Annotated in this window: 22 protein-coding genes and 1 pseudogene; 10 read left to right on the top strand and 13 right to left on the bottom strand. The window is 73.1% G+C overall.

All coding sequences use genetic code 11. The features are described from left to right. Positions 1-68: 68 nt before the first annotated feature. Positions 69-1001, bottom strand: coding sequence for an alpha/beta fold hydrolase (locus SCWH03_RS05565; RefSeq protein ID WP_173262768.1), 933 nt, complete (start codon positions 999-1001; stop codon positions 69-71). A gap of 23 nt (positions 1002-1024) precedes the next feature. Then, on the bottom strand, positions 1025-1261 hold the full coding sequence (locus tag SCWH03_RS05560) for a hypothetical protein (RefSeq protein ID WP_254076583.1): 237 nt from the start codon (positions 1259-1261) through the stop codon (positions 1025-1027). Between the two features lie 90 nt (positions 1262-1351). Here SCWH03_RS05560 and SCWH03_RS05555 point away from each other — a divergent pair, with 90 nt between their 5' ends. Further along, a complete protein-coding gene (locus SCWH03_RS05555) occupies positions 1352-3145 on the top strand; it encodes a multicopper oxidase family protein (protein ID WP_173262765.1) in 1794 nt (597 codons plus the stop codon). A gap of 531 nt (positions 3146-3676) precedes the next feature. Then, entirely contained in the window at positions 3677-5458 is a 1782-nt protein-coding gene (locus tag SCWH03_RS05550) for an NAD+ synthase (protein ID WP_272491043.1), read from the top strand. Here SCWH03_RS05550 and SCWH03_RS05545 read toward each other — a convergent pair. The 4 genes and pseudogenes from SCWH03_RS05545 to SCWH03_RS05530 form a co-directional block, all read right to left on the bottom strand. Further along, positions 5458-5927, bottom strand: a pseudogene (locus tag SCWH03_RS05545) (M24 family metallopeptidase); the annotation flags it as partial. The gene SCWH03_RS05550 and the pseudogene SCWH03_RS05545 sit on opposite strands and share 1 nt — an antisense overlap. Next, on the bottom strand, positions 5864-6892 hold the full coding sequence (locus tag SCWH03_RS05540; RefSeq protein WP_173262762.1) for an endonuclease/exonuclease/phosphatase family protein: 1029 nt from the start codon (positions 6890-6892) through the stop codon (positions 5864-5866). The pseudogene SCWH03_RS05545 and the gene SCWH03_RS05540, both read right to left, overlap by 64 nt. 375 nt (positions 6893-7267) lie before the next feature. Further along, entirely contained in the window at positions 7268-7912 is a 645-nt protein-coding gene (locus SCWH03_RS05535) for a TetR/AcrR family transcriptional regulator (protein ID WP_173262759.1), read from the bottom strand. Between the two features lie 361 nt (positions 7913-8273). After that, on the bottom strand, positions 8274-9893 hold the full coding sequence (locus SCWH03_RS05530; protein WP_173262756.1) for an MFS transporter: 1620 nt from the start codon (positions 9891-9893) through the stop codon (positions 8274-8276). A gap of 185 nt (positions 9894-10078) precedes the next feature. Between SCWH03_RS05530 and panB the strand changes: the two genes are divergently transcribed. Next, positions 10079-10945: a 3-methyl-2-oxobutanoate hydroxymethyltransferase gene (gene panB, locus SCWH03_RS05525; RefSeq protein ID WP_173262753.1), complete on the top strand. Its 867-nt coding sequence runs from the start codon at positions 10079-10081 to the stop codon at positions 10943-10945. A gap of 254 nt (positions 10946-11199) precedes the next feature. Next, positions 11200-12006 carry a site-2 protease family protein gene (locus SCWH03_RS05520; RefSeq protein WP_173262750.1) on the top strand — a complete coding sequence of 269 codons (807 nt, stop codon included), beginning with the start codon at positions 11200-11202 and terminating at the stop codon, positions 12004-12006. A gap of 146 nt (positions 12007-12152) precedes the next feature. Here SCWH03_RS05520 and SCWH03_RS05515 read toward each other — a convergent pair whose 3' ends face one another. Continuing rightward, positions 12153-12332 carry a hypothetical protein gene (locus SCWH03_RS05515; protein ID WP_109293227.1) on the bottom strand — a complete coding sequence of 60 codons (180 nt, stop codon included), beginning with the start codon at positions 12330-12332 and terminating at the stop codon, positions 12153-12155. Positions 12333-12637: 305 nt separating this feature from the next. After that, positions 12638-13345: an NADPH-dependent F420 reductase gene (gene npdG, locus SCWH03_RS05510; protein WP_173262747.1), complete on the bottom strand. Its 708-nt coding sequence runs from the start codon at positions 13343-13345 to the stop codon at positions 12638-12640. A gap of 103 nt (positions 13346-13448) precedes the next feature. Here npdG and SCWH03_RS05505 point away from each other — a divergent pair, with 103 nt between their 5' ends. Together SCWH03_RS05505 and SCWH03_RS05500 are read left to right on the top strand one after the other, a co-directional pair. After that, complete coding sequence (locus SCWH03_RS05505; RefSeq protein ID WP_173262744.1) at positions 13449-14060, top strand: hypothetical protein; 612 nt, start codon at positions 13449-13451, stop codon at positions 14058-14060. 45 nt (positions 14061-14105) lie between these two features. Continuing rightward, entirely contained in the window at positions 14106-15401 is a 1296-nt protein-coding gene (locus SCWH03_RS05500; protein ID WP_173262741.1) for an MFS transporter, read from the top strand. A 109-nt stretch (positions 15402-15510) separates the two neighbouring features. Here SCWH03_RS05500 and SCWH03_RS05495 read toward each other — a convergent pair whose 3' ends face one another. Further along, positions 15511-15741, bottom strand: coding sequence for a hypothetical protein (locus SCWH03_RS05495; protein ID WP_173262739.1), 231 nt, complete (start codon positions 15739-15741; stop codon positions 15511-15513). A 201-nt stretch (positions 15742-15942) separates the two neighbouring features. Here SCWH03_RS05495 and map point away from each other — a divergent pair, with 201 nt between their 5' ends. Further along, on the top strand, positions 15943-16800 hold the full coding sequence (gene map, locus SCWH03_RS05490) for a type I methionyl aminopeptidase (protein WP_173262736.1): 858 nt from the start codon (positions 15943-15945) through the stop codon (positions 16798-16800). Positions 16801-16934: 134 nt separating this feature from the next. Then, complete coding sequence (locus tag SCWH03_RS05485; RefSeq protein WP_371872615.1) at positions 16935-17588, top strand: biliverdin-producing heme oxygenase; 654 nt, start codon at positions 16935-16937, stop codon at positions 17586-17588. A 155-nt stretch (positions 17589-17743) separates the two neighbouring features. On the opposite strand, the gene SCWH03_RS05480 is transcribed toward SCWH03_RS05485, so the two are convergent. Continuing rightward, positions 17744-18406 (bottom strand): PhzF family phenazine biosynthesis protein, encoded by a 663-nt coding sequence (locus SCWH03_RS05480; protein WP_173262731.1) that lies wholly within the window; start codon positions 18404-18406, stop codon positions 17744-17746. Between the two features lie 169 nt (positions 18407-18575). Between SCWH03_RS05480 and SCWH03_RS05475 the strand changes: the two genes are divergently transcribed. After that, entirely contained in the window at positions 18576-19565 is a 990-nt protein-coding gene (locus SCWH03_RS05475; protein WP_173262728.1) for an SCO2278 family lipoprotein, read from the top strand. Positions 19566-19848: 283 nt separating this feature from the next. Here the strand turns inward: SCWH03_RS05475 and SCWH03_RS05470 are convergent, their stop codons facing one another. Then, complete coding sequence (locus tag SCWH03_RS05470; protein WP_173262725.1) at positions 19849-20616, bottom strand: bifunctional DNA primase/polymerase; 768 nt, start codon at positions 20614-20616, stop codon at positions 19849-19851. Between the two features lie 485 nt (positions 20617-21101). On the opposite strand from SCWH03_RS05470, the gene ddaH reads away from it, so the two are divergent. Then, positions 21102-21965, top strand: a complete 864-nt coding sequence (gene ddaH, locus SCWH03_RS05465; protein ID WP_371872614.1) for a dimethylargininase — start codon at positions 21102-21104, stop codon at positions 21963-21965. 201 nt (positions 21966-22166) lie between these two features. Here the strand turns inward: ddaH and SCWH03_RS05460 are convergent, their stop codons facing one another. Further along, the gene (locus SCWH03_RS05460; RefSeq protein ID WP_173262723.1) at positions 22167-23165 is read right to left on the bottom strand and encodes a small ribosomal subunit Rsm22 family protein; all 999 of its coding nucleotides are present in this window, start codon (positions 23163-23165) and stop codon (positions 22167-22169) included. 216 nt (positions 23166-23381) lie between these two features. Then, positions 23382-24764 carry a multidrug effflux MFS transporter gene (locus SCWH03_RS05455; protein ID WP_173262720.1) on the bottom strand — a complete coding sequence of 461 codons (1383 nt, stop codon included), beginning with the start codon at positions 24762-24764 and terminating at the stop codon, positions 23382-23384. Positions 24765-24889 lie beyond the last annotated feature (125 nt).

Below are 24889 nucleotides of genomic sequence, written 5' to 3'. Positions count from 1 at the left end.
CCGTGTGCCGCACTCCCTGCACCCTCACGGCAGGCGCCGCTCCGTCTCGGTCGGAGGTCGCGCTCCCGTCAAAGCCTGAGCACCGCCCGGGCCACCGCGTCCGGGCGGTCCAGCATCATCAGGTGCCCCGAAGAAGCGACGGCCTCGAAGCGCGCGTCACCGAGCTCCTCGGCCAGCGCGCGCTGCCGGTCCAGCCGGCGGCCGCTGGAGCCGCGACGACCTCGCCCCTCGGCAGCGGCGGCCGCACCCGTGGCCGCACCCGCACCCGCACCCGCACCCGTGGCAGTGGCAGTGCCCATGGCGGCCAGCACGGTGACGGGCACACCGTCCGGAAGCGGGAACCGCGCGCGCAGCGCCAGCAGTTCGGCGGCGACCGCGCGGTAGTGGGCGTTCTCCAGCAGCGCGCCGCGGAGCACGCGTGAGGTGCCGTAGCAGCGGCGTACGAGCCGGGCGGGCGCGGGATCGCCGCCGCGCTCGCGGGACAGCCGGACGAGGGCGCGGCGCAGGGGCGGGCCGACCGCGGCTGGCGCTCCGACGGCCGTGAGGGCCGTGCCCACGCCGCGTGCCAGGGCGGTGCGGACTGCGGGCGCTGCGGGCGCCTTTGCGTCCTCCTCGATACTGGTGTCGACGAGGACCAGACCGGCGGTTCGGGCGGGGTGGAGGCGCGCGAAGGCCTCGGCGTGGAAGCCCGCGATGGAGTGCCCGACGACGGTCGCGGGCGGTCCGCCGAGTCCGAGGGCGTCCAGGAGCCGGGCGATGCGGTGCGCCTCTCCTGCTGCGGACGGGGGCACGGCGGCGGGTCCGCTGAGCCCGTGCCCGGGCCGGTCGAAGCGGACGACGGTGCGGTGCGGGGTCAGCAGGGGCACGACCGGATCCCAGTCGAACCAGCTCAACGCGAGGCCCGCGCTGAGAACGCAGACGGGTCCGCTGCCCTCGACGGCCACATGGTGCGGTACTCCGCCGATCCGTACGAACGCCGTGCCGTTGCCTCGTGCGGACATCACTCCATCGTCCCGTACGTATGTCACATCGCCCTCCGCGCGGTGGCCGGCCCGGCGGGGGCAAGCAGCCCTGCGGCGGGCTCCGTGGCCCGGAACAGACCGCCGAAGGGCTGGTGAGCTGCCGGGAGTTCGCCGACGCACGCCTGTACCGGCCCGAGGCCCGTGGCCAGGAGCAGTTCGAGCACCCAGGCGGTGTACCGCAGGGCACCCGGCGCGATGAGCATCGCGACAGTTCTGGATGTACCGGATGTTTCGGTCATCGTGCCCCATGCTAGATCGTGCTGCGTTCAGCCCCGCCCGGGGCCCGTCCCCAGCGGGGGCGGTGCGCATGTTCGACCAACCGGAGGGCCATGTCCAGTCAGGAGCACACCCGTCAGACCTCCCCCACCCGCCGCGCCGTGCTCGGCGCCGGGATCGCCGCCGCCGGGTCGGGGCTGCTCGCCGCCTGCTCCGGCGGAGGGTCGGACGCCCGCGGCCGTGGCGCCGCGGGCGCACCTGCCGAGGTTTCCGCCTCCGCCGACGGCCGGAAGGTCGGCGGCCCGGCGGCGGTGGGCAGTGTGGGACCGCTCCGCGCGCTCGCGTACACGGCCACGCCGGGCACGGTCGACATCGGCCGCGGGCGCACGTTCAGGACCTGGACGTACGACGGCCGGCTACCGGGCAAGGAGGTGCGGATCAACGAGGGGGACACCCTCGAACTCACCCTGTCCAACCATCTGCCGGCGCCCACCACCGTGCACTGGCACGGGATCGCCATCGAGAACAGGATGGACGGCGTACCGGGCGTGACGCAGCCGGCGATCAAGGCCGGCGGGACGTTCGCCTACCGCTTCACCGTGCCGCACGCGGGCACCCACTGGTTCCACCCCCACTACGGCGTGCAGATCGATCGGGGCATGTACGCGCCGCTGATCGTGGAAGACCCGAAGGAACCACTGGTCTACGACCACGAGTGGATCATCGTCCTGGACGACTGGATCGACGGCGTGGACGGGTCCACCCCCGACGACGTGCTGGCGCAGCTCCTCAAGGGCAAGCCCGCCATGGGGCACGGCAACGCGCACGACCGCGGCCACGGCGGCGGGGACGAGGAGCGGGACCGGGACCGCGGGCCGGACCAACGGAACGCCGAGGACGGGCACGGAGAAGAAGACGGGAACGGAAACGGGGACGGCGGAGACGGCGGGCGCGACGCACGGCCGAGTTCCCGTCCCTCCGGCGGGGTCGACGCCGGGCACGGTCCGGCCGGTCCCCAGGAGCCCGACGCGGGCGGCGGATCGCCCGGGCCGGCCGGCGGCAGGGGACCGCGCCGGCTGATGACCGACGCGACGAGCAAACTGCTCGGCGGACACGCGGGCGATGTCGCCTACCCGTACTACCTGGTCAACGGGCGTACGGCGGACCATCCGACGGAGTTCAAGGCGAAGCCGGGCGACCGGATCCGGCTGCGGATCATCAACGCCGGGGCCGAGACGGCGTTCCGGGTGGCGCTCGGCGGCCACGAGATGACCGTCGTCCACTCGGACGGCTTCCCCGTCCACCCCTACAAGACCGACGCACTGCTGCTGGGCATGGCCGAGCGCTACGACGTGCTGGTCACCGCCAAGGACGGGGTGTTCCCGTTCACGGCGCTCGCGGAGGGCAAGAGGGGCTCGGCGATGGCCGTGCTGCGCACGGGCGGCGGACCGACGCCCAAGCCGTCCACCCGGCCGTCGGAACTGGACCGCAGGGTGCTGCAGTCGTCCGCGCATCTGCGGCCGACGGAGTCGGTGGCCCTGGACCGGCGCCGCCCGGACCGTCTGCTCCGGTTCACGCTGACCGGCGGGATGAAGCGCTACGACTGGGCGTTCGACCGCAAGCCGTACGACCCGGAGACGCTCCACCGGATCGAGTACGGCGAGCGGGTGCGGCTGGTGGTCGTCAACGCCACGGACATGTGGCACCCCATGCACCTGCACGGCCACACCTTCGCCCTGGCCGGCATCGACTCCCTAGGCGCCCGCAAGGACACGGCGATCCTGCTGCCGCACCGCAAACTGGTGGCGGACTTCGACGCGGACAATCCGGGCCTGTGGATGTTCCACTGCCATAACATCTACCACTCGGAGACCGGGATGATGACGACACTGGCCTACGAGCGCTGAGCACTCGGAACCGCCCTGGTCGGCGGGCGGGAGCCCCGGGCGGCGGGGCACCGCGGCGATGCGACGGACCGGGCCGCGGGCGGGACGACGGGTCCTTCTCCTCGGCCGGGGCGGGGATCTCGGGCCGAAGGGGCGGAGACCCGCGACCGGCGGGACGACGGGCGGTGCGACCGGCAGGCCGACGGGCAGCGCGGCGGGCAGGCCGACGGGCAGCGCGGCGGGCAGGCCGGCGGGCAGTGCGACAGGCAGCACGACGGGCCGGCCGCCGCGCCGGGGCTGGGGCCTCCGGCGGAGGGGACGGAGATCCGCTGCGGACCGGCGCCGGACGCGCGACGGACCGGACGCGCGACGGACCGGACGCGCGACGGACCGGGCGCCCGCCCCAGCACCCGACCCAGCGCCGGGCCGAGCGCCGGACCCAGCGCCAGGCCGAGCACCGGATGCCGCGGACCCTGGGAGTGCCGCGGAACGCGGAAGTACCGCGGGAGGCACACCGGGACATCGCGTCAGAGAGACGATTACACTGGGCGCGTGCCTCGACTTCGCCTCGCCATGAACCAGATCGACTCGACCGTCGGCGATCTCGCCGGCAACGCCGAGTCGGTTCTGCACTGGACCCGGCACGCCGCCGCGCAGGGCGCGCACCTCGTCGCGTTCCCCGAGATGGCGCTGACCGGCTACCCCGTCGAGGACCTGGCCCTGCGGCCGTCCTTCGTCGAGGCGTCGCGGGCCGCCCTGCGGGCGCTCGCCGCCCGTCTCGCCGACGAGGGCTTCGGGGAGATCCCGGTGGTGGTCGGCTACCTCGACCGCTCCGAGAAGGCCCAGCCCCGGTACGGCCAGCCGGCCGGCGCCCCGCAGAACGCGGCGGCCGTGCTGCACGGCGGCCGGGTGGTGCTGACGTTCGCCAAGCACCACCTGCCCAACTACGGCGTCTTCGACGAGTTCCGGTACTTCGTGCCGGGCGGCACCATGCCCGTGGTCCGCGTGCGCGGCGTCGATGTCGCGCTCGCCATCTGCGAGGACCTCTGGCAGGACGGCGGCCGGGTCCCCGCCGCGCGCTCCGCGGGGGCCGGGCTGCTGCTGTCGGTCAACGCCTCGCCCTACGAGCAGGACAAGGACGACACCCGCCTGGAGCTGGTCCGCAAGCGCGCCCAGGAGGCCGGCTGCACCACCGCGTACCTCGCGATGACCGGCGGCCAGGACGAGCTCGTCTTCGACGGTGACTCGATCGTCGTCGACCGCGACGGCGAGGTCCTGGCGCGTGCGCCGCAGTTCGCCGAGGGCAGCGTGATCCTGGACCTGGACCTCCCGGCCGCGGCCGCCGACGCACCCACGGGCCCGGTGGACGACGGGCTGACCATCGACCGGGTGGTCCTCTCCGAGGAGCCGCCGCCGGTGCACGGGCAGCAGCCCCCCGCGTACGAGCGGGAGTTGACGGGCGGCTATGCGCAACGGCTCGACGACGAAGAGGAGGTGTACTCGGCGCTGGTGGTCGGCCTTCGCGCGTACGTCACCAAGAACGGCTTCCGCTCGGTCGTCATCGGCCTCTCCGGAGGTATCGATTCCGCGCTGGTCGCCGCGATCGCCTGCGACGCGCTGGGGGCGGAGCACGTGTACGGCGTCTCCATGCCGTCCAGGTACTCCTCGGACCACTCCCGAAGGGACGCCGCCGAACTCGCCCGCCGCACCGGGCTGAACTTCCGCACCGTGCCGATCGAGCCCATGTTCAGCGCCTTCATGGGGTCGCTCTCGCTGACCGGCCTGGCGGAGGAGAACCTCCAGTCGCGGCTGCGCGGCACCACCCTGATGGCCGTCTCCAACCAGGAGGGGCATCTCGTGCTCGCCCCGGGCAACAAGAGCGAGCTGGCGGTCGGCTATTCGACGCTGTACGGCGACTCCGTCGGGGCCTACGGCCCGATCAAGGACGTCTACAAGTCCGCGGTCTTCCGGCTGGCGAAGTGGCGCAACCGGGCCGCCGAGGAGCGCGGCGGGACCCCGCCGATTCCGGAGAACTCGATCGCCAAGCCGCCGAGTGCCGAGCTGCGGCCGGGGCAGGTCGACACCGACTCCCTCCCCGACTACGACGTGCTCGACCGGATCCTGGCACGGTACGTCGACCGCGACCAGGGCAAGGACGCGATCGTGGCGGCGGGCCACGACGAGGAGCTGGTGGCGAGGGTGCTGCGGCTGGTCGACGCCGCCGAGTACAAGCGGCGGCAGTACCCGCCGGGCACCAAGATCTCTGCGAAGGGCTTCGGCAAGGACCGCCGGCTGCCGATCACGAATCGCTGGCGCGAGACGACGACCCGCTGACGCCTGGCGGTGGCGCTGCGCAGTGTCCACCCGTCGGCGTCGGTGACGAGTGCGGCGGTGCCGGCCATGACCCGGGGTTCCAGGGCGAGCAGCAGTCCGGGACGCAGTGTGTATCCGCGGCCCGGCCGTCCGGTGTTCGGGATGTGGGGGTCCTGGTGCATGGTCGGGCCGATGCCGTGGCCTCCGAACTCGGTGCTGATCGGGTAGCCCGCCTCGTCGGGGATCGTGCCGATGGCGTGGGAGAGGTCACCGATGCGCGCTCCGGGCCTGGCGGCGGCGATGCCGGCGGCGAGTGCCCGTTCGTCGTCTCGATCATCGCTACGCTCTCCGCCGGCCTGGCTTCGCCCACCGGGAAGCTGATCGCGGCGTCCGAGGCCACCCCGCCCTGACGGGAGGCAGCGCCGGTCAGAGGCGGACGCTTGCCGCTATGGGCAGATGGTCGCTGGCCGTGCGCGGCAGCGTCCACGACGAGACCGGCTCGACCCCCTTCACCATGATCTGGTCGATTCTGGCCATCGGGAACGACGCCGGCCAGCTGAAGCCGAAGCCGTCGCCCGCGGCGCCCTGCGTGGAGCGCATCTGCGAGGTGACCGAGTTCAGGGAGCGGTCGTTCATCGTGCCGTTGAGGTCGCCGAGGAGCACGACCTTCCCCACCGGATCGCGGACGATCGCCTCGCCCAGCGCGTCGGCGCTGGTGTCCCGCTGGCTCGCGGTGAAGCCCGCGTTCCACTTGACCCGCACCGAGGGCAGGTGTGCCACGTACACCGCGACGTCGCCGGACGGCGTGGCGATGGTGGAGCGCAGGGCGCGGACCCAGCCGAGCTGGATGTCGACGGGCCGGGTGTCGCTCATCGGGTACTTGCTCCACAGGCCGACCGTGCCCTGGACGGAGTGGTAGCGGTACTCGGGCGCGAGCGCCTCCTCGTACGCCGGGACCGCGTCGCCGGTCAGCTCCTGCAGGGCGACGATCTCGGCACCCGAGGCAGCGACTTCGCGGGCGGTGCCCTCGACGTCGGTGTTCCCGGCGTTCACGTTGTGCGTGGCGACGGTGAGGTTCCCGCCGCCGGCCGCCTTGTCCGAGAGCAGCCCGCCGAAGAGGTTCAGCCAGACGACCACCGGGACGAGCAGCGCGAGCAGCGCCGTCGCAGAGCGCCGCAGGAGGGCGAGGACCAGCAGCACCGGCACCAGAAGCCCCAGCCAGGGCAGGAACGTCTCGGTGAGGCTGCCCACGTTGCCGATCCGGTTGGGGATCTGCGCGTGCAGGATCATCAGCAGGCCGGTGGCGACCGCGACGGCCGCGACGACGACGCCGCGCCGCCAGATGCCGGGATCACCCCGCCAGGCAGCGAGCAGGGCCCGGATCCGGGAACCGGAGCGGGGGTCCTCCGCGCTGCCGTGCTCCGTCTCCGTCTCCGTCTCGTACGCCTGCCGCATCTGCGTAGTCCTCACTGCCTTGCCGTGCACACCCTGCCCGCCCACGACCCTAGGCGATGCGGGGCGAGCGTTTCCGCCGTTCGAGTGCGAGGACGACCGGACTCCGCGACGAGTTCCGCTCACGACCCATGGTGGCGCGGCTGTGACAGAACGCGCACATCGGCCGCCGGTACGGACAGCGCGCCGCGGGGCCGCGGAGGCGGCAAGGGGACGGCACCGGCGCAGCCGCAGCCGGGAGGCCCGGTGGCGGCCGCCCGGCTGCCACGCGGCGGGCGGCAGGCGGGCAGGCGGGCAGGCAGGCGAGGGCGGCACCGGGACGGCGGTCGGGACGGCGTTGAGGGCGGCTCTCAGGGTGACGGCCAGTCAGGGTGACGGTCAGGACGGCGCTGCGTCCGAGGGCGGCCCGAGGCCCTCCAGCACGGCGGTGACCATGCGCTCCGCGAGATCGCCGGGCAGCGGGGCGTCCGGCCGCATCACCGCGCGTACCAGCATCGGGCCGACGATCAGATCGTTGAGCAGGTCGATGTCCAGGTCGTCGCGGATCTCCCCGCGGGCGACCCCCCGGCGCAGGATCTCCAGCACGGTCGCCCGGCGCGGGTCGATGACGGTGGCGACATACGCGTCCCACAGCCGGGGATGGCTCTTCATCTGCGCGCGGACGTTGTGCAGCAGCGCCGACGAGCGCTGGGCGAGACCGCGGAGGCGGACCGACTCCAGCATCACGACGAGGTCGTCGCGGGCGGAGGTGCCGGGCAGGTCGGGATCCGGCGGCTCGATGTCCCGCAGGACGTCGACGAACAACTCCTCCTTGTCCGCCCACCGCCGGTAGATGGTGGCCTTGCCGACCCCCGCGGTACGGGCGATGCGCTCGATGGAGATGTCGCCCAGCGGCACCCCCTCCTCCAGCAGGACCGCCACCGCCTCGCGGATGGCCGCCTCCGCCGCCTCGCTCCGGGGCCTGCCGCGGCGCGCGGGACCCGCACCGGCACCGGGCTCCCCACCGGCCCCGGGAGCGGTCACGGCACCAGGGCGCCCGCGTGGTCCCGTTCCCGTACGCCCCCTCGCGCTGGTCCCGCTGGTCACAGCAGCCTCCACTCCGTCCCGCTCTCCCCTGCGTCCTGTGTCTTGCGCACATCCGGTGTGCGCGGTGCGTCCCGCATGTGCTGCATGTCCTGCATGTCCTGCATGTGCTGCATGTTTCCCGTGTTCCGTGGTGGTCCGCGGGTCCTGCCCCAGGGCCCCGACCGGCTCCCCCGACCGGCTCCCCCGGCCCGCCCGCGTCGGCCGCACCGCGCGGACCGCGCGGACGCGGTGCCCTCGATTCTCGCGGACCCCTGTCGCCGCCCGATCGCCACCTGGTGATCGCCCGGTGGCCGCCCGGTCACCCCCCGGCCACCCCCGCCGCCGGGCGCTCGTCCGGCACAGGCGGCGATCCGGCACCGGGCTTCCGGCGGCCGGGAAGGTACGTCGCCACCACCACGGCGCCGATGAGCGTCACCGTCGCGGCGCACAGCGCGGCCAGGTGCATGGCGACGAGGAACGCCTCGTGGGCGGGAGCGATCAGGACGCGTCCGGCAGGACCGAGCCGTTCGGCGACGGCAAGCGTCGCCTCCAGCGACTCGCCCGCCGCGTGCCTGGCCTCGTCCGGAACACCGGGGGTACGCGCCAGGGTGCTCTCGATCCCGCCCCGGTAGGCGGCGGACAGCAGCGAGCCGAGCACGGCCACGCCCAGCGCCCCGCCGATCTGCCGGAAGGTGTTGTTGATTGCGGAGGCCACGCCCGCCTTCTCCCTCGGCAGGGCCTGCATCACCGTGACCGTGACGGGCGACATGACGTGGCCCATCCCGGCGCCCTGGACGAAGAACGCGAGCTCCAGCGCCCACAGCGGGGTCGTGGCGTCGAAGAAGGCGAAGCAGGCGAGCCCGGTCGCGATCATCACCATTCCGGCCGTGCAGGTCGCCTTGGCCCCGAACCGGGCGACGGCCAGCCTGGCGCGCGGCGCGAACAGCGACTGGGCGACCGCGAGCGGCAGGACCAGCAGCCCGGCCTGGAGCGGGCTGTGGCCGAGCACGCTCTGGAGGTAGAACACCGAGAAGAACGCCACGCCCATCATCGAGAGGAAGGCCAGCGCGGTCGCGGTGATGGCCGCGGAGAAGGCGGGGTTCCTGAAGTACGAGAAGTCCAGTGCCGGGTGGTCGACGCGGTGCTCGTACACCACGAAGACCGCCAGCACCGCCAGCCCGCCGACCAGGGGCAGCAGCACGGACCGGTCGGAGAGCGAGGCGAGCTCACCGCCGTGGATGATGCCGTAGACCAGGAGGACGAGGCCGACGATGGACAGCAGCACGCCGACGGGGTCGATCCGGCCGGGGTCGGGGTCCCGGGAGTCGGGGATCAGCAGGGCCATCGCGGCAAAGCCCACGATCACCACCGGCACGTTGACCAGGAAGATCGAGCCCCACCAGAAATGCTCGAGCAGCAGCCCGCCGGTGAGTGGGCCGAGGGCGATGGCGATGCCCACCCCGCCCGCCCAGATGCCGATGGCCTTGGGCTGCTCGTCGCGTTCGAAGACGTTCATCAGGACGGCGAGGGTCGCCGGCATCACGAACGCGGCCCCGAGGCCCATCACCGCGCGGTAGGCGATGAGCTCGGTGGACGAGCCGGAGAACGCGGCGAGCGCCGAGCCGGCGCCGAACACCGCCATGCCGAAGAGCAGGGTCTTCCTGCGGCCCGCGCGGTCACCGATCAGCCCGGCGGTGAACAGCAGCGCGGCGAAGACCAGGGTGTAGGAGTTGATGGCCCACTCCAGCTCCCCCTGTGTGGCACCGATGCCCACGGGTGCGGGGGTGGCGATGGTCTTGACCGCCACGTTGAGGACCGAGTGGTCCAGCACCATGATGAGCACGGTGAACATCAGTACGGCCAGAATGAGCCAGCGGCGTCGGTGAACGGCTTCCGGAACCCGGGATGGGGCGGGGGGCGCGCCCGGAGGTGTGGACATGATCGCAGCGTATTTCTATACGGCACCGTCTCGTATAGAAAAGCTGGGCCATCGGTGTCAGGACCGGCCAACCTTGCGGCGGTGTGCACGGGGCCACTTCACGCGGCTGGCACGGGGATGCCACCATGGACGCGGTCCGGGGACGCCGTGAGGGCGCCTCGAGATGACGAAGGAGCCGATCGATCATGACGCTTCAGGCTGCCCAGACACAGCCGGCCGACAGCGGCGGCAAGGCGCTGTACGGCGGCAAGGGCACACGCCGCATCTCCGTCCACGACATCGCCGCCGCCAAGGAGCGCGGCGAGAAGTGGCCCATGCTCACCGCCTACGACGCCATGACGGCGTCCGTCTTCGACGAGGCCGGCATCCCGGTGATGCTGGTCGGGGACTCGATGGGCAACTGCCACCTCGGCTATGACACCACCGTCCCCGTCACCCTGGACGAGATGGCGATCCTGTCCGCGGCCGTCGTACGGGGCACCAGGCGCGCCCTGATCGTCGGCGACCTCCCCTTCGGCACCTACCAGGAGGGGCCCGCCCAGGCGCTGCGGTCGGCGACCCGGCTGGTGAAGGAGGCAGGGGTCGGGGCGATCAAGCTGGAGGGCGGGGAGCGCTCCCTGCCGCAGACCGAGACGCTGGTGCAGGCGGGCATCCCGGTCATGTCCCATCTGGGCCTGACCCCGCAGTCGGTCAACACGATGGGCTACCGGGTGCAGGGCCGCGGCGACGAGGCCGCACACCGGCTGCTGCGCGATGCCAAGGCGGCGCAGGACGCGGGCGCCTTCGCCGTGGTCCTGGAACTCGTACCGGCGGAGCTGGCTGCCGAGGTCACCCGTTCGCTGCACATCCCCACCGTCGGTATCGGCGCCGGTCCCGCCACGGACGCCCAGGTCCTCGTCTGGACCGACATGGCCGGCCTGACGGGCGGTAAGGTCCCGCGCTTCACCAGGCAGTACGCGGATCTGCGGCAGACGCTCGGCGATGCGGCGAAGGCGTTCGCCACGGACGTCGTCGGCGGTGCGTTCCCCGCCGAGGAGCACGCCTTCCACTGATCGCGTGAGGGCAGCCGGTCCCGCACGGTGCGGTACCGGCTCCCCCACCCGCACCACACGCCCCTCGCCCACGCGGTTCACGCGGTTGACCCGCTTCCCAACAGGCATTTCACCCGCGCCTTACCCGCTTCACGCGCCTCTCGAGCCACTGCGGCACCACGGCAGCCCGCCGATCTTCCCCCGTCGGCGGGCTGCCGCCTTTACCGTGTACGAGCCCCTAAGTACTCGCCGACCACGCCCCGGGAGCGCTCTCGATGACCTCGGCCACCCTCCGTACCAGCGACCGGAGGATCTCGCCCGTATTCCTCGGTATCGCCGCGATCACGGCGGTCACGGGCTGGGCGGTCTGGACGGGCTTCGCGAACGGCCAGGGCATCGCGGTGTTCCTGTTCGTGACGGCGGCGTGGATCGTGTCGCTCTGCCTGCACGAGTACGCGCACGCGCGCACCGCTCTGCACGGCGGCGACCTCACGGTGGGCGCGAAGGGCTATCTGACGCTGAACCCGCTGAAATACACGCACGCGGTGCTGAGCATCGTGCTGCCCGTCCTGTTCGTGATCATGGGTGGTCTCGGTCTGCCCGGCGGCGCGGTCTTCATCGAGCGGCACCGGATCAGAGGCCGCTGGAAGCACAGCCTGATCTCCGCGGCGGGCCCGCTGGCAAACGTCCTGTTCGCGGTCGTGTGCACGGCTCCGTTCTGGCTCGACGCGCTCGACGGCGTGCCCCTCGGCTTCCGCTTCGCCCTGGCCTTCCTGGCCCTGCTGCAGGTCACCGCGGCGATCCTGAACTTCCTGCCCGTTCCGGGACTGGACGGGTACGGAGTCATCGAGCCCTGGCTGCCGTACGGCGTCCGCCGCCAGGTGGAGCCCTTCGCGCCGTTCGGTCTGGTGGCGGTCTTCGCCGTCCTCTGGATCCCCGGGGTGAACCACGTGTTCTTCGACGTGGTCTTCGCGCTGATGGACGGGCTCGGGGTGTCACGGGCGGAGGTCGCCTGCGGACAGGACCTGTACCGCTTCTGGACCGAGCAGTACCCGGAGTGCACGGCGCTGCTCGCCCGATAACCGGTGGGCGGTAGGCGGTAGGCGACGGGCGATGAGCGGCGTCCGCAGCCGGTGGTGCGGCAGCCGGAGGTCCGGCAGCCTCAGCCGGAGGTCCGGCAGCCTGCGACCGCCACCCGTGCGCCCGCCGGAACGGACGGGCCCAGTGCTCAGGAGGTCGGCGTCGTCCGCGCCCTGCCGCGGCGGAAGTAGTAGATCGCCATGTTCGACGACACACCGGCCATCAGCACCCAGACGATCCCCAACCAGCTGCCTTCGACGAACGAGACGACCGCCGCGGCGACGGCGAGAACGCAGATGATCACGGCGTAGAGGGCGAGGCGGGGCATGGGGGTCGGCTCCTGTCCGGTCAGGGGTGTCGCGGACCAGTGTCCCCCATGCCGCTGCGGCGACGGATACCCGGCACCCGGCCGGTCCCGGCGCACGGAGGACTCCGATGCCACAGCCCCGCCGCACGAGGGAACTCCGGCGCCATGGCGCCGCGCTGTCGGCTCCGGTCCCACCGCGCCGCACGAACGCCCCCCGGGCACCGACCCCGGGCACCCGACCCCCGGGCACCGGACACCCGCCGCCTGAGGGCGCCACCGCGCCTGAGGGCGGACGGGGGTCACCGGGCGCCGCCGCCGGGCGCCGCTCAGACGTCGGTGACGCGCAGGCCCGCGTGCGCCTTGTAGCGGCGGTTCGTGGAGATCAGGTTGGCGACCAGCGACTCGACCTGGTGGGCGTTGCGCAGCCGGCCGGCGAAGACCCCGCGCATTCCGGGGATACGACCCGCGAGAGCCTGCACCAGATCGGTGTCGGCCCGCGCCTCGCCCAGCACCATCACATCCGTGTCGATCTCCTCGATCGACTCGTCCTGGAGCAGCACAGCGGACAGATGGTGGAACGCGGCGGTGACCCGGGACTCCGGCAGCAGGGCGGCGGCCTGCTCGGCCGCGCTGCCCTCGGCCGGCTTCAGCGCGAAGGCGCCCTTCTTGTCGAAGCCGAGCGGGTTCACGCAGTCGACGACCAGTTTTCCGGCGAGCTCGGACCGCAGCGCCTCCAGGGTTCTGGCGTGCCCGTCCCAGGGCACGGCCACGATCACGACATCGCTGCGCCGTGCGCACTCGGCGTTCTCCGCACCCTCGATGCCGAGGCCCAGTTCGGCTGCGGCGCTCTCGGCGCGCTCGGCGGCCCGGGAACCGATGACCACCTTCTGCCCCGCACGGGCGAGCCGGTAGGCGAGGCCGCGCCCCTGGTCCCCCGTGCCGCCGAGGACGCCGACGACCAGCCCGGAGACGTCGGGGAGGTCCCATGGGTCCCTGGCGGCGGGCTTCGGGGCGGGGTTGTCTTGAGAAGTCATGATCCGACCTTACTCGCTGGTAGGAAGGCTGGTGCTCCCGTACGGGTGAACCGCGGCGGAACCGGCGCCCGCCGGCGCCCACGAGGGGACAGGATGCCCGCCCATGGATGCCATACGCGTGGCACTGCTGCGAGAAGTCCTCGCCGGGACCGAGTGGCCCGCGGCGGTCCGCGGGTTCGCAGGGGCGCTGCGCTCCTCCGTCGTGCCGCACGGCGGCGGACTGCTGCTGCTGGGAACGGCCGAGTACGAGCCGTGGCACCTCGCCGCGCACCTCGTGGACGAGGCGGCCTGGTCCGGGCAGCCCGAGCTGGCTCCCACCCTGGTACGGCACCGGGTGCGCCCCGGGGACCCGGCGCACCTCTCCGTGGGTCTCGGCCGGGTGGCGGCGGCCGGGCGGGGGGAGACGCTGCTGGTGGTGGCGCCGCAGCGGCCGGACGCCGCGGTGCTGGAGCGCGTCCACAAGGCCAGGCGCTCCGGGGCGAAGGTGCTGTCGCTGGACGCCGGCGACCCGGAGGTGCTCGGCCTGGCCCACGAGGCGCTGACGGTGCCGGGGACGGCCGAGGTCGACCTGGACGCGGTGCAGCACCTGGTGAGTGCGGCCGCGGGCGAGAACGTACCGCCGCCGGCCGGCCCCCGCAGCCGCGGGGGCTTCCGCGACCGCCTCGCCCGGCTGGCCGACCGACTGGCGGCGCCGCCGCCGCCGACGCGGTGGTGAAATTCGCTTGCCGCTCCCCGCCCCGCGCGCAGACCATGGCACGTCGTGGCATCACGACTGCGCGGGGCCCTGCTCCCGGACCTCTCGCCCTGGCGCTCCTCTCGGGACTTCCGCCTGCTGTGGGTGCAGGGGCTGATCACGTTCTTCAGCAGCTTCATGGCGATGGTGGCCCTGCCGCTGCAGATCAAGGACCTGACGGGGTCACCGCTCGCGGTCGGGGCCATGGGCGCCGTGGAGCTCGTGCCGCTGGTCGTGTTCGGGCTGTACGGAGGCGCCCTGGCCGACGCGGTGGACCGGCGCAGGATGCTGGTGACCACCGAGAGCGGCATGGCCGCGATGGCCGTGATCCTGCTGGTCAACGCACTGCAGCCGACACCTGCGCTATGGCCGCTGTACGTCGTCGCGGCCGGTGTCTCCGCCCTCGCCGGACTGCAGCGGCCCGCCCTCGACTCGCTGATGGCCCGGATCGTGCCGCACGACCAGCAGACCGCGGCGGCCGCGCTCAACGCGCTGCGCTGGCAGCTCGGCGCCATCGCGGGTCCCGCACTGGCCGGGCTGGTGGTGGCGTACGCGGGACACGCGACGGCGTACACCACGACGGCCCTCGGCTTCCTGGTCTCCATGCTGCTGTGCTCCCGGCTGTCCCCCGCCCCGCCCGCGCACGACGCGGGGAAACCGTCGCTGCGGGGGATCGCGGAGGGCGCCCGGTACGCCTGGAGCCGGCCGGTGCTGCTCGGTACCTACGCCGTGGACCTGGCCGCGATGCTCTTCGCCTTCCCCAACACGATCTTCCCGTTCCTCGCCGACGAGCTCGACGCCGAGTGGTCCCTGGGGCTGATGTACGCGGCGGGCTCGGTCGGCTCGCTGCTGCTCAGCCTGACCAGCGGCTGGACCTCGCGGGTACGCCGCCACGGCCTGTTCGTGGTGTTCGGTGCCGCCGGGTGGGGTCTCGCGATCGCCGCGGCCGGCTGGTTCACCGACGTCTGGCTGGTGCTGCTCTGCCTCGGCTTCGCGGGCGCCGGCGACATGCTCAGCGGACTCGGCCGCGCCACCATCTGGAACCAGACGATCCCGGAGTCGCTGCGCGGCCGCCTCGCGGGCATCGAGGTGCTGTCGTACAGCGTGGGCCCGCAGCTGGGCCAGGTGCGGGCGGGCGCGGCGGCCGGCTGGACCGGCACCCGGGCGGCGTTCTGGAGCGGCGGGCTGCTGTGTGTGGCCTCGGTGGGCCTGCTGACCGCTGCACTGCCGAAGCTCGTCACCTACGACGCGGCGACGGACGAGGACGCCCTGCGCCGCCGCGCCCAGAAGGAGGACGGGACAGTGGCGGACCCGGCGACCTGACCGGGAGGGGCGGCAGGCCCGGCGACCTGTACGGGCGCCACCGGCCCTGCCCGTCAGCATCCTGGCGGGCGGGCGGTGGCGCCCCTTCCGGCGGCGGACCGCCGCGCGGTCAGCCCGCGCCGTCCCCGCCGCGCGGCGCGTCGTGCCACCGCGGATCGTTCTCCCACTCCAGGTTCCGCTCCCGCGCCAGCTCCATCGCGTGTGTGGCCTCCTCGCGGTCGGAGTACGGGCCGAACCGGTCCTTCGCCGGGCACTCCGGCCCCTCCTCGACCTTCCTGTGCTGCAGGCAGTAGTACCACTCGCCCGGTTTGCCCGCCGTGCGCTTCTTGAACAGGGCCATCGTCGGCTCCTTCCTCTGCCCCATGCTGCCCCGGCGCCTTCCCCTCCGCCCGGGGGCGACTCCCATCCGGTCCCTTCTCAGTCCCGTCCAGTCCCGTCCGGTCCCTTCTCAGTCCCGTCCGGTCCCGGCCCGGTCCCGTCCGGGGCCCCGGACGGCTCACGGCGCCCGGGGCGCCTCCAGCCCCCGGTTAGACTCGCTGGCATGTCTGGCCAGTCGCTGCTCGCACCGGGGAAGCTCTCTCCCACCCGTTCCGTACCCGGAAACATCCGGCGTCCCGACTACGTCGGGAGGCCCGCGCCCAAGCCGTACGACGGGCCGGAGATCCAGGACGCCGAGACGATCGAGAGGATGCGCGTCGCGGGCCGTGTCGCCGCGCAGGCGATGGCAGAGGCCGCGAAGCTGATCGCCCCCGGGGTGACCACGGACGAACTCGACCGGGTCGCGCACGAGTTCATGTGCGACCACGGAGCCTACCCCTCGACGCTCGGCTACCGGGGCTTCCCGAAGTCGCTGTGCTCCTCGGTCAACGAGGTGATCTGCCACGGCATCCCCGACTCCACCGTCCTGCGCGACGGCGACATCGTGAACCTCGACGTCACCGCCTACCTCGGCGGCGTGCACGGCGACAACAACGCCACCTATCTGTGCGGTGACGTGGACGAGCAGTCGCGGCTGCTGGTCGAGCGGACGCGGGAGTCGCTCAACCGCGCGATCAAGGCGGTACGGCCCGGCCGCCAGATCAACGTCATCGGGCGGGTCATCGAGTCCTACGCGAAGCGGTTCGGCTACGGCGTCGTGCGCGACTTCACCGGCCACGGCATCAACTCCTCGTTCCACTCCGGGCTGATCATCCCGCACTACGACAGCCCGCACGCGACCACGGTGATGCAGCCCGGCATGACGTTCACCATCGAGCCGATGCTCACGCTGGGAACGCACGAGTACGACATGTGGGACGACGGCTGGACCGTGGTGACGAAGGACCGGAAGCGGACCGCGCAGTTCGAGCACACACTGGTGGTGACGGACACCGGGGCGGACATCCTGACGTTGCCCTGAGCGGGTTTGCGGGTAGCGTTCTTACCGACAGGTCGTCGGAAACCGGTTGACTTAGGTAAGCCTAAGTAGCAGGATTCTCCTGGTTCCCGTCCCCATCGGTCCCCCGGAGGCCCGCCTTGGACACGCTGGACACGTTGGACACGCCTTTCTCGACCCTGATCCGTGTCGCGTCGCACGAACAGCACACCGAGGCGGAGACGTCCACCTTCATGAGCGATCTGCTCGGCGGCCGGCTGACGGTCGAGGCCTACGCGCGCTACACGGAGCAGTTGTGGTTCGTGTACCGGGCGCTGGAGGGCTCGGCGGGCGCACTGCGGGACGACCCGGTGGCCGGGCCCTTCATCCGGCAGGAGCTGTTCCGCACGGCGGAGCTGGCGCGGGACCTGGCGCACCTGCGCGGCCCGGACTGGCGCGACGGCCTGCGCGCGCTGCCCGCCACGGCCGCCTACGCGGCACGGGTCGAGGAGTGCGCACACACCTGGCCCGCGGGCTATGTGGCCCACCACTACACCCGCTACCTCGGGGACCTCTCCGGCGGCCAGATCATCCGCGACAGGGCCGAGCGCACCTGGGGCTTCACGCGCAAGGGCGACGGCGTCCGCTTCTACGTCTTCGAGCAGATCGCCAACCCGGCGGCGTTCAAGCGGGGCTACCGGGAACTGCTGGACGCGGTGAACGCGGACGACCTCGAGAGGCAGCGCATCATCGACGAGTGCCGCCGTGCCTTCGACTTCAACGGTGCGGTGTTCCGCGAGCTGGGCCGGGAGTTCCCGCTCAGCGCGGCCTGAGGCCACACGCCGGCGAAACACCCGCGTCGCCAGGCACACATCGCAAGGCGCACGCCGGAACACGCACGCCGGAACACGCGCGTCGTACGCACCGCGCACGAACCGCAACGGCCGGCGGCGCGGGAAGGCACGGAAGCGGCGACCGGCCGTGCGCTTCAGCGGTCCTCGAGCCGCACCCGGCCGCCGAGTTCGATCAACCCGTCGGGGCCGGGAGCCGTCAGGAGCTGGGAGCCGCGGCCCTGGACGATGTTCAGCGCGCGGCCGAGTCGTTCGGTGAGCAGCAGTGCCGCCGCGCCGGTGGCCTCGTCCTCGTCGATGCCGTCGCCCCTGCCGGGGAAGGCGCGGGCCCGGACCCGGCCGGCGGCCTCCTCCTCCCAGGCCCATGCGTACGTCCACTCGCCGGGCGGCGGCACCTCGAGCGCCTCGACCTCGGCCGCCGAGTCGTACCGGCGCAGGGTGCGCGGCGGTACCCACTCGGCGCGGGCGGTGATCCAGGTGAACTCGCCGTCGGAGCGCGCCCATACCTCTCCCGCCGGCGGGTTCACCGTCTCCAGATCCAGCAGCCAGGCCACCCCGACGAGGGGGTGCCCCGCGAACGGCAGCCGCGCCCCGGGGGTGTGGATGTCGACGACACCGCGCTCGGGATCGTCCACGAACACGGTCTCGCTGTAGCCCAGTCGGGCCGCCAGCTCCCGGCGCGACCGCTGGCCGGGATACGGCCTGCCGTCGCGCACGACTCCGAGGGGGTTGCCATGACGGCCGTCGCCGGAACAGAAGACGCGCAGTACGTCGAGGTCGCGGGGTCGTTCGTGTGTCACCCGGGCATTGAAGCATCTCCGGTACGACGCGGACCGGCAGCACGGCGCCACCTCGGTGCGACGGGGCGGCGCCGCCTCCGCCACCGGTCCCGGCATTCCCGGTGTCCCCAGCCCGGTAGGGTGCAAACGGTCAGTGCGGGGCGTCGATGCGAGGAACAGAAGGCAACCCATGAGCAGGCTGGGTCGGGCGGCGACGGGGCTCGCGACGGTGGCGGTGCTGTCGCTCACGGCGGGCGGGTGCGTGACGGTGCACGGCGAGCTGGAGGTCGTGCCCTCCGCGACGAGGGCGGAGGCCGAACAGGCCCTCCGGGACTTCACCGACGCCTACAACGCGGCCGACAAGGCCTACGATCCGGCCCTCGACGCCGGGCGGGTCACCGGTGCTCTCGGAGCGATCAACCAGGCCGGGCTGAAGTCCCGCAGCATCACCGCGCCCGGCGGCAATCCCCGGCACCGTCCGCTGGAGCTCAGCGACACGACGTACCACATCCCCAAGAAGGCAGGCTGGCCGCGGTTCTTCGTGGTCGACGCCGACAGCAACCGGGACGTCGACTCCGGCGACCGGGACAGCCGGTGGCTGATGGTGTTCGTCAGAAACAGCGGCAAGCAGCTGTGGGAGGCCGCGTATCTGGCGATCCTCTCACCGGCGCAGGTACCGGAGTTCCGTACCGACGAGGACGGTTGGGCGGAGCCGGTGGCCCCGGACTCCGCCAGGACGGCGGTCGCCCCTCAGGACCTCAGCGAGGAGTACGCCTCGTATCTGCGGACCGGCAGCCCGCAGCACTTCGCCGACGGCACGCACACCAGCGAATGGCGGCGGGTGCGCGAGCAGAACGGCAGACGGCCGGGGCTCAGCACGCAGTATGTCGACCAGCCGCTGGACACCGGGGACTTCGCGCCCCTCGGGCTCGCCACGGAGGACGGCGGGGCGCTGGTGTTCTTCGCGCTGCGCTACTTCGACCGGCAGACGGCCGCGCAGGGCTACCGGCCCAAGGTGAGCGAGGACGTCAAGGCGCTGATGACGGGCGAGGTCAAGAACACGCTCACCAAGGAGTGGGTCTCGAGCCAGGCGGTCGCGGTGGCCCCGAAGGGGGCGGCCGGCCCACCGGTGAGGGTCCTGAACCGGCTGCAGGGCGTGACGGGGGCGCGCGGCTCGTAGCACTGCCGCGGGCGCGCGGCACCACACGGCCGGACCGGGAACTCGGCGCCACCGCCGGACCGGGAACTCCGCGGCGCCCGGCGGCCGAAGGGCCGCGGCACGGGGCTCAGGAATGCGCGGCGCGACGCCTGTGCGCCTGCACGCCTTGCCGGTTCACCGGCCCACCGCTTCCCCACCGCTTCCCCACCGTCGAGTTCACCGGCACAGCGGCCCACCGCTGCACCGACTCACCGACTCACCGGTTCACCGACTCACCGACTCACCGGTTCACCGACTCACCGACTCACCGGTTCACCGGCCAGGACACCGCGTGGTGGTCCGAGTCATGCGTGCCGGTCTCCTCGGCGTACCTCGTGCAGGCATCCGCCAGTGCCTCCAACAGCGTCAGCGGATCCGGCAGCGGATGCTCGGGGCCGCGCACCCAGACGACACCGAGCCCACCGGGGAGCCGCGCGGGCGGGACCAGGACGTAGCTGCCGCGGCTGTGCCAGCGCAGGCCCGGATGCTCGTCCATCGTCCCGGGATGGCAGTCGAGTTCACAGGGCCACCACTCGTCCTCGTCCTCGGGAGTGCCTCGGGTGGCGGTGAAGAACAGCATCCGCCCCTCTTCGGACTCCGCCAGCGGGCCGACCTCGGTGCCCTCCGCGAGCAGCCGCTCCAACGCGGCCCGGCCGGCGCCCAGCGGCACGTCGAGAACGTCGTGGACCATCCCGGTGGCGGTGATGAAGTTCGCCTCGGGCTGGTCGTCCGCCCAGCGCTCGACGGCGGCGGGGTCGTGCGTCGACTGGGTCTGCCAGGCGAACGAGACGGGGTGCCGGGCGGGCGTCGGGCAGCCGATGCGCTCACAGGAGCAGCTGAACCCCGAGGGATACGCGGCGGGGGCGAGCGGCAGTCCCGCGGCGGCGGTGGCGACGAGCTGGTCGAGTCGCTCCCTGGCCCGGCCGGACTCGCCACCCTCCTCCCGGGAGCGGCGGCGCAGCCATTGCGGCAGCCGGTTCTCCCAGGAGAGCCTGCTCTCCGTGCCGCGGTCGCGGCCGTTACCGTCGCCCATCTATCCCCTCACATCTCCCTGCTCGCCCCGGCTCACACGGGTGCGGCCGCGCGTCGGCACTCCCGCCATCGTCCCACCATCGGGCGTGCGGGGTGGCCGCACCCCCCGATCGAGTGGCCGAACCGCCGGGCGGAGACGAGAGCGGAAACCGGTCGGGGACACGGGTCGAGGCCGGGCGGAAACGGAAGTCGACCCGGCGGTGCCACCGGTTGAGGCCGGGTGCGCGGCAGGCCCCGGTCCCACCGGGGAGGCGACGAGGCCGCAGGAACGGGCAGGAACTGGTACGCGTCCTCGGCAGCCGAGGAAGGGTGGGCACTCGGGTGCGCGCTCGGCAGCCTGCCCGGCGGCGGTTGCGGCCTCCATGAGGGGAGCGGCTAGCCGCGAGGCGCGAGCCGCGACGACATGCGTCGCCCTGTGTCACGGCAGGCGTACGTCTGATGAATCACCCGAACGGATCACAGCGCGAACGTGCTGGAGACCGCACCATGGCCTCACGCACAACCGTGCGCCCCGTCGTCCGTGAGGAGCCCGCATTGCCTCGTGACGCCAGATCCCGCCGCTACCTCATGTGCCCACCCGCGCACTTCGAGGTGACGTACTCCATCAACCCGTGGATGGACCCGGCGAAGCCCGTCGACCTGTCGCTGGCGATGACCCAGTGGGAGGTCCTGCGCGACCGCTACCGAGCGCTCGGCCACACCGTCGAAGTGCTGGAACCCCGCGAGGATCTGCCGGACATGGTCTTCGCCGCGAACGGCGCCACCGTCGTCGACGGACGGGTACTCGGCGCGCGTTTCGCCTTCGCCGAGCGGGCAGCGGAGGCGCAAGCCCACCTCGAGTGGTTCCGCGCCCAGGGCTTCACCGAGATCCGCGAGCCCGCCCACGTGAACGAGGGCGAGGGCGACTTCGCTGTGACCTCGACATATCTGCTGGCGGGCCGAGGTTTCCGGTCGAGCCCGCTGTCGCACGACGAGGCGCAGGAGTTCTTCGGGCGGCCGGTGATCGGGCTCGATCTGGTGGATCCGCGGTACTACCACCTGGACACCGCTCTGTCGGTCCTCGACGACGAGACGGATGAGATCATGTACTACCCCGGCGCCTTCTCGCCCGGCAGCCGCGCGGTCCTCGCCCGCCTCTTCCCCGACGCGCTCACCGCCCGCGAGGCGGACGCGGCGGCCTTCGGCCTCAACGCGGTCAGCGACGGCCGCCACGTCCTGCTGCCGCAAGCGGCCCTGGGGCTCTTCGAGCCCCTGCGGGCCCGGGGCTTCGAACCGATCGGAATGGACACGGGTGAACTGCTGAAGGGCGGCGGCAGCGTGAAGTGCTGCACACAGGAGCTGCGCACTTAGGCCCGCATCAGGGGTGTGTTGCGAAGGCACGGCACGCGGCACCGGCACCGGGTCCGGCGGTCGGCGGTCGGCGGTCGGCGGTCGGCGGTCGGCGGTCGGCGGTCGGCGGTCGGGACAGCGTCCGGACCCGGACCCGGACCCGGACCCGGGGAGCGTGGCCCGAGCCGGGGACGGGGCGCCGGGCAAGGCCGCCGGTCCGCGTCAGGCGCCGCCACCGCCGCCGCCGTCCGAGGGAGGCCAGGCCACACCCCAGGACGCGTCACGGGCCGCGCGGTAGAGGGGCCCGTGGCGCTTGGTGACCGTTTCCCGGTGGAGGGTGCCGTCGGCGGAACACAGGTCCAGCAGGACCTGGCCCTTGCGGATCTGCGGCTTGCGCGTCACCCGGGAGGTCGCCGGGGACACGGGTGCCCGGGTCGCTGCGACGTAGCTGAACTTCTCGTCCTCGTAGGGCAGCGACCCGCCCTTGACCCGCCGGTGGAGCGACGACCTGCTCACCCGGGCGGAGAAATGGCACCAGTCCGCGCCCGGCACGACGGGGCACGTCCCTCCGTGCGGGCACGGCGCCGCCACCCGCAGCCCCGCGCCCACCAGCAGATCCCGCGCCGCGATGATCCGCTCGTAGCCGTCCGGCGTACCCGGCTCCACGACGAGGACCGTCTGCCCCGCCGCCGCGGCCTGGCCCACCACCGCCGCCCGGGTCCGCTCGTCGAGCTCCTTCAGCACGTACGAGACCGTGACCAGGTCCGCCGCTTCCAGCCCCATCGACTCGCCGATCCGCTCCCGCCGCCACCGCGCGCCCCGCAGCGCCGGCGACTCCGCGGACGCCGCCAGCTCGCGGCCGAGCTCCAGCGCGGGCCCCGCCCAGTCCAGGACCGTGGTCCGGTGCTCGCCCTCCGGCCAGGCATCGGCGACCGCCCAGCTCGCCGCGCCCGTGCCGCCGCCGATGTCGGTGTGCGTGGCGGGCGCCCACCCGGGAGCAGCGGCCCGGAGCGCGCCGAGCGCGGACCGTACCGCCTCGAAGGTCGCGGGCATCCGGTACGCGGCGTACGCGACCACGTCCGCGCGGTCGCGCAGTACCGGCGCGTCGGTCGGAGTGTCCCCCCGGTAGCTGGAGATCAGGCGCTCCACCCCCTGGGCGGCGCGGCCCTGCGGGAGTCCGTCGAGGAGCGCGGCGAGGGCGTCGGGGAGGGTCGTGTTCACCGGCGAATTCTAGGCACGTCCCCGTCCCCGTCCCCGTACCCGCGCCCGGCCCCGTACCCGGGCCGGTCCCCGGGCCGCGCGGGAGCCGGAAGGCCGGAGGCCGCTCGTCCACCGCGCCGACTCGTCCACCGCGCGCCGCGCCCGGCCTGCGACGCGGGCCCTTCCACTCCGGCCGGGCCACCCGTGCCCGGCGGCGCCGGGCCCGGGTACCACTCCCTACGCACGCGTACGCACGCGTACCTCACTCGCCCTACGCCCCGGGCGTACCCGGCCCTCCGTACGCCACGGCCGGCACAGCGCCAGGAAGCAGCCCAGTGCGCCCAGCGCGCACACCAGCTGGACGACGGCCATCGGCACCGCCGTCGTCTCGCCCGCGACGCCGACCAGCGGGGAGGCGATGGCCCCGATCAGGAAGGAGGACGTGCCGAGCAGCGCGGACGCCGATCCGGCGGCGTGCGGGGCGCGGGTCAGGGCCTGGGCGTTGGTGTTCGGCAGGGTGACGCCCATCGCCGACATCAGGACGAAGAGTCCCGCAGCCACCGGGAGGAGCCCCGTCTCGCCGAAGACGCCGGCCGTGACCAGCAGCAGCGCCAGCGCCGCCAGCACGATCACCGCGAGGCCGACGCCCAGGACCTTGTCCAGGCTGACCCGGCCCACCAGCAGCTTTCCGTTGATCTGGCCCACCGCGACCAGGCCGACGGAGTTGGCGGCGAAGAGCAGGCCGAACGTCTGGGGCGAAGCGCCGAAGAGGCTCTGCACCACGAACGGGGAGGCGGCGATGTAGGCGAAGAGCGCGGCGAACGCGAGACCGCCCGTCAGCGTGTACCCGGTGAACACCCGGTCGGCGGCCAGAGCGCGCATGGTGCGCAGTGCGTGGCGGACGCCGCCGCTGTGGCGCCGCTCGGGGGGCAGCGTCTCGTGGAGCCACTTCGCCGCGACGAGGGTGAGGAGCAGTCCGATGGCGGCGAGGACGTGGAAGACCCCGCGCCAGTCGGTGACCCGGAGGACCTGGGTGCCGATGAGTGGCGCCACGATCGGGGCCACCCCGGAGACCAGCATCAGCGTCGAGAAGAAGCGGGCCATCTCCACGCCGTCGTAGAGATCGCGCACCACGGCCCGGGCGATCACGATCCCGGCCGCCCCCGCCAGGCCCTGGAGCAGCCGGAAGGCGATCAGCATCTCGGCTCCGGTCGCGAAGGCGCAGGCCGCGGTCGCCACCACGTACACCGCCATGCCGGCGAGCAGCGGCCGGCGGCGGCCCCATCTGTCGCTCATCGGACCGACGACGAGCTGGCCCAGGGCCATTCCGGCGAGGCAGGCGGTGAGGGTGAGCTGGATGGTCGCGGCCGGCGCGCGGAGGTCGCCGGTGACTTCCGGGAGCGCGGGGAGGTACATGTCCATCGAGAGCGGCGGAAGCGCGGTCAGGCCGCCGAGCACCAGGGTGACGAGCAGGCCGGCCCGGCGCGCGGCCACGGCGGCGGACGGCACGGTCTCCAGCGGGGGGCGGGGCGGGGCCGGGACCGCCGTTGCCGGGACCTGGGCCCGTCCCGATGCGGAGGGGGATATGTGCTCTGGGGTGGTGGGGCCGCTCTCCGGCATCGACAGCTCCTGTCCTGGTCGTCGCCCCACATGGTCTCAGCTCGTCCGGCACGGGCCAGACCCTCCCCGCTCTCCGCACCTCGCTCTCCCTGCTCCCCGCACCCCGCACCCCGCTCTCCGGACTC

It is taken from the genome of Streptomyces pacificus (assembly GCF_011766325.1).
Classification (GTDB): Bacteria; Actinomycetota; Actinomycetes; order Streptomycetales; family Streptomycetaceae; genus Streptomyces; species Streptomyces pacificus.
The sequence above is the reverse complement of the archived record's forward strand: the minus strand, read 5'-3'. Positions and strand labels throughout refer to the sequence as shown.

Bases quoted from the DNA above. Each gene is read 5' to 3' on its own strand.
- panB (WP_173262753.1), top strand. From the start codon at position 10,079: ATGACGCTTCAGGCTGCCCAGACACAGCCGGCCGACAGCGGCGGCAAG.
- map (WP_173262736.1), top strand. From the start codon at position 15,943: ATGTCTGGCCAGTCGCTGCTCGCACCGGGGAAGCTCTCTCCCACCCGT.
- SCWH03_RS05565 (WP_173262768.1), bottom strand. From the start codon at position 1,001: ATGTCCGCACGAGGCAACGGCACGGCGTTCGTACGGATCGGCGGAGTA.
- SCWH03_RS05555 (WP_173262765.1), top strand. From the start codon at position 1,352: ATGTCCAGTCAGGAGCACACCCGTCAGACCTCCCCCACCCGCCGCGCC.
- SCWH03_RS05540 (WP_173262762.1), bottom strand. From the start codon at position 6,892: ATGCGGCAGGCGTACGAGACGGAGACGGAGACGGAGCACGGCAGCGCG.
- SCWH03_RS05470 (WP_173262725.1), bottom strand. From the start codon at position 20,616: ATGGGCGACGGTAACGGCCGCGACCGCGGCACGGAGAGCAGGCTCTCC.
- SCWH03_RS05505 (WP_173262744.1), top strand. From the start codon at position 13,449: ATGGATGCCATACGCGTGGCACTGCTGCGAGAAGTCCTCGCCGGGACC.
- SCWH03_RS05560 (WP_254076583.1), bottom strand. From the start codon at position 1,261: ATGACCGAAACATCCGGTACATCCAGAACTGTCGCGATGCTCATCGCG.
- npdG (WP_173262747.1), bottom strand. From the start codon at position 13,345: ATGACTTCTCAAGACAACCCCGCCCCGAAGCCCGCCGCCAGGGACCCA.
- SCWH03_RS05515 (WP_109293227.1), bottom strand. From the start codon at position 12,332: ATGCCCCGCCTCGCCCTCTACGCCGTGATCATCTGCGTTCTCGCCGTC.
- SCWH03_RS05455 (WP_173262720.1), bottom strand. From the start codon at position 24,764: ATGCCGGAGAGCGGCCCCACCACCCCAGAGCACATATCCCCCTCCGCA.
- ddaH (WP_371872614.1), top strand. From the start codon at position 21,102: ATGGCCTCACGCACAACCGTGCGCCCCGTCGTCCGTGAGGAGCCCGCA.
- SCWH03_RS05520 (WP_173262750.1), top strand. From the start codon at position 11,200: ATGACCTCGGCCACCCTCCGTACCAGCGACCGGAGGATCTCGCCCGTA.
- SCWH03_RS05475 (WP_173262728.1), top strand. From the start codon at position 18,576: ATGAGCAGGCTGGGTCGGGCGGCGACGGGGCTCGCGACGGTGGCGGTG.
- SCWH03_RS05495 (WP_173262739.1), bottom strand. From the start codon at position 15,741: ATGGCCCTGTTCAAGAAGCGCACGGCGGGCAAACCGGGCGAGTGGTAC.
- SCWH03_RS05530 (WP_173262756.1), bottom strand. From the start codon at position 9,893: ATGTCCACACCTCCGGGCGCGCCCCCCGCCCCATCCCGGGTTCCGGAA.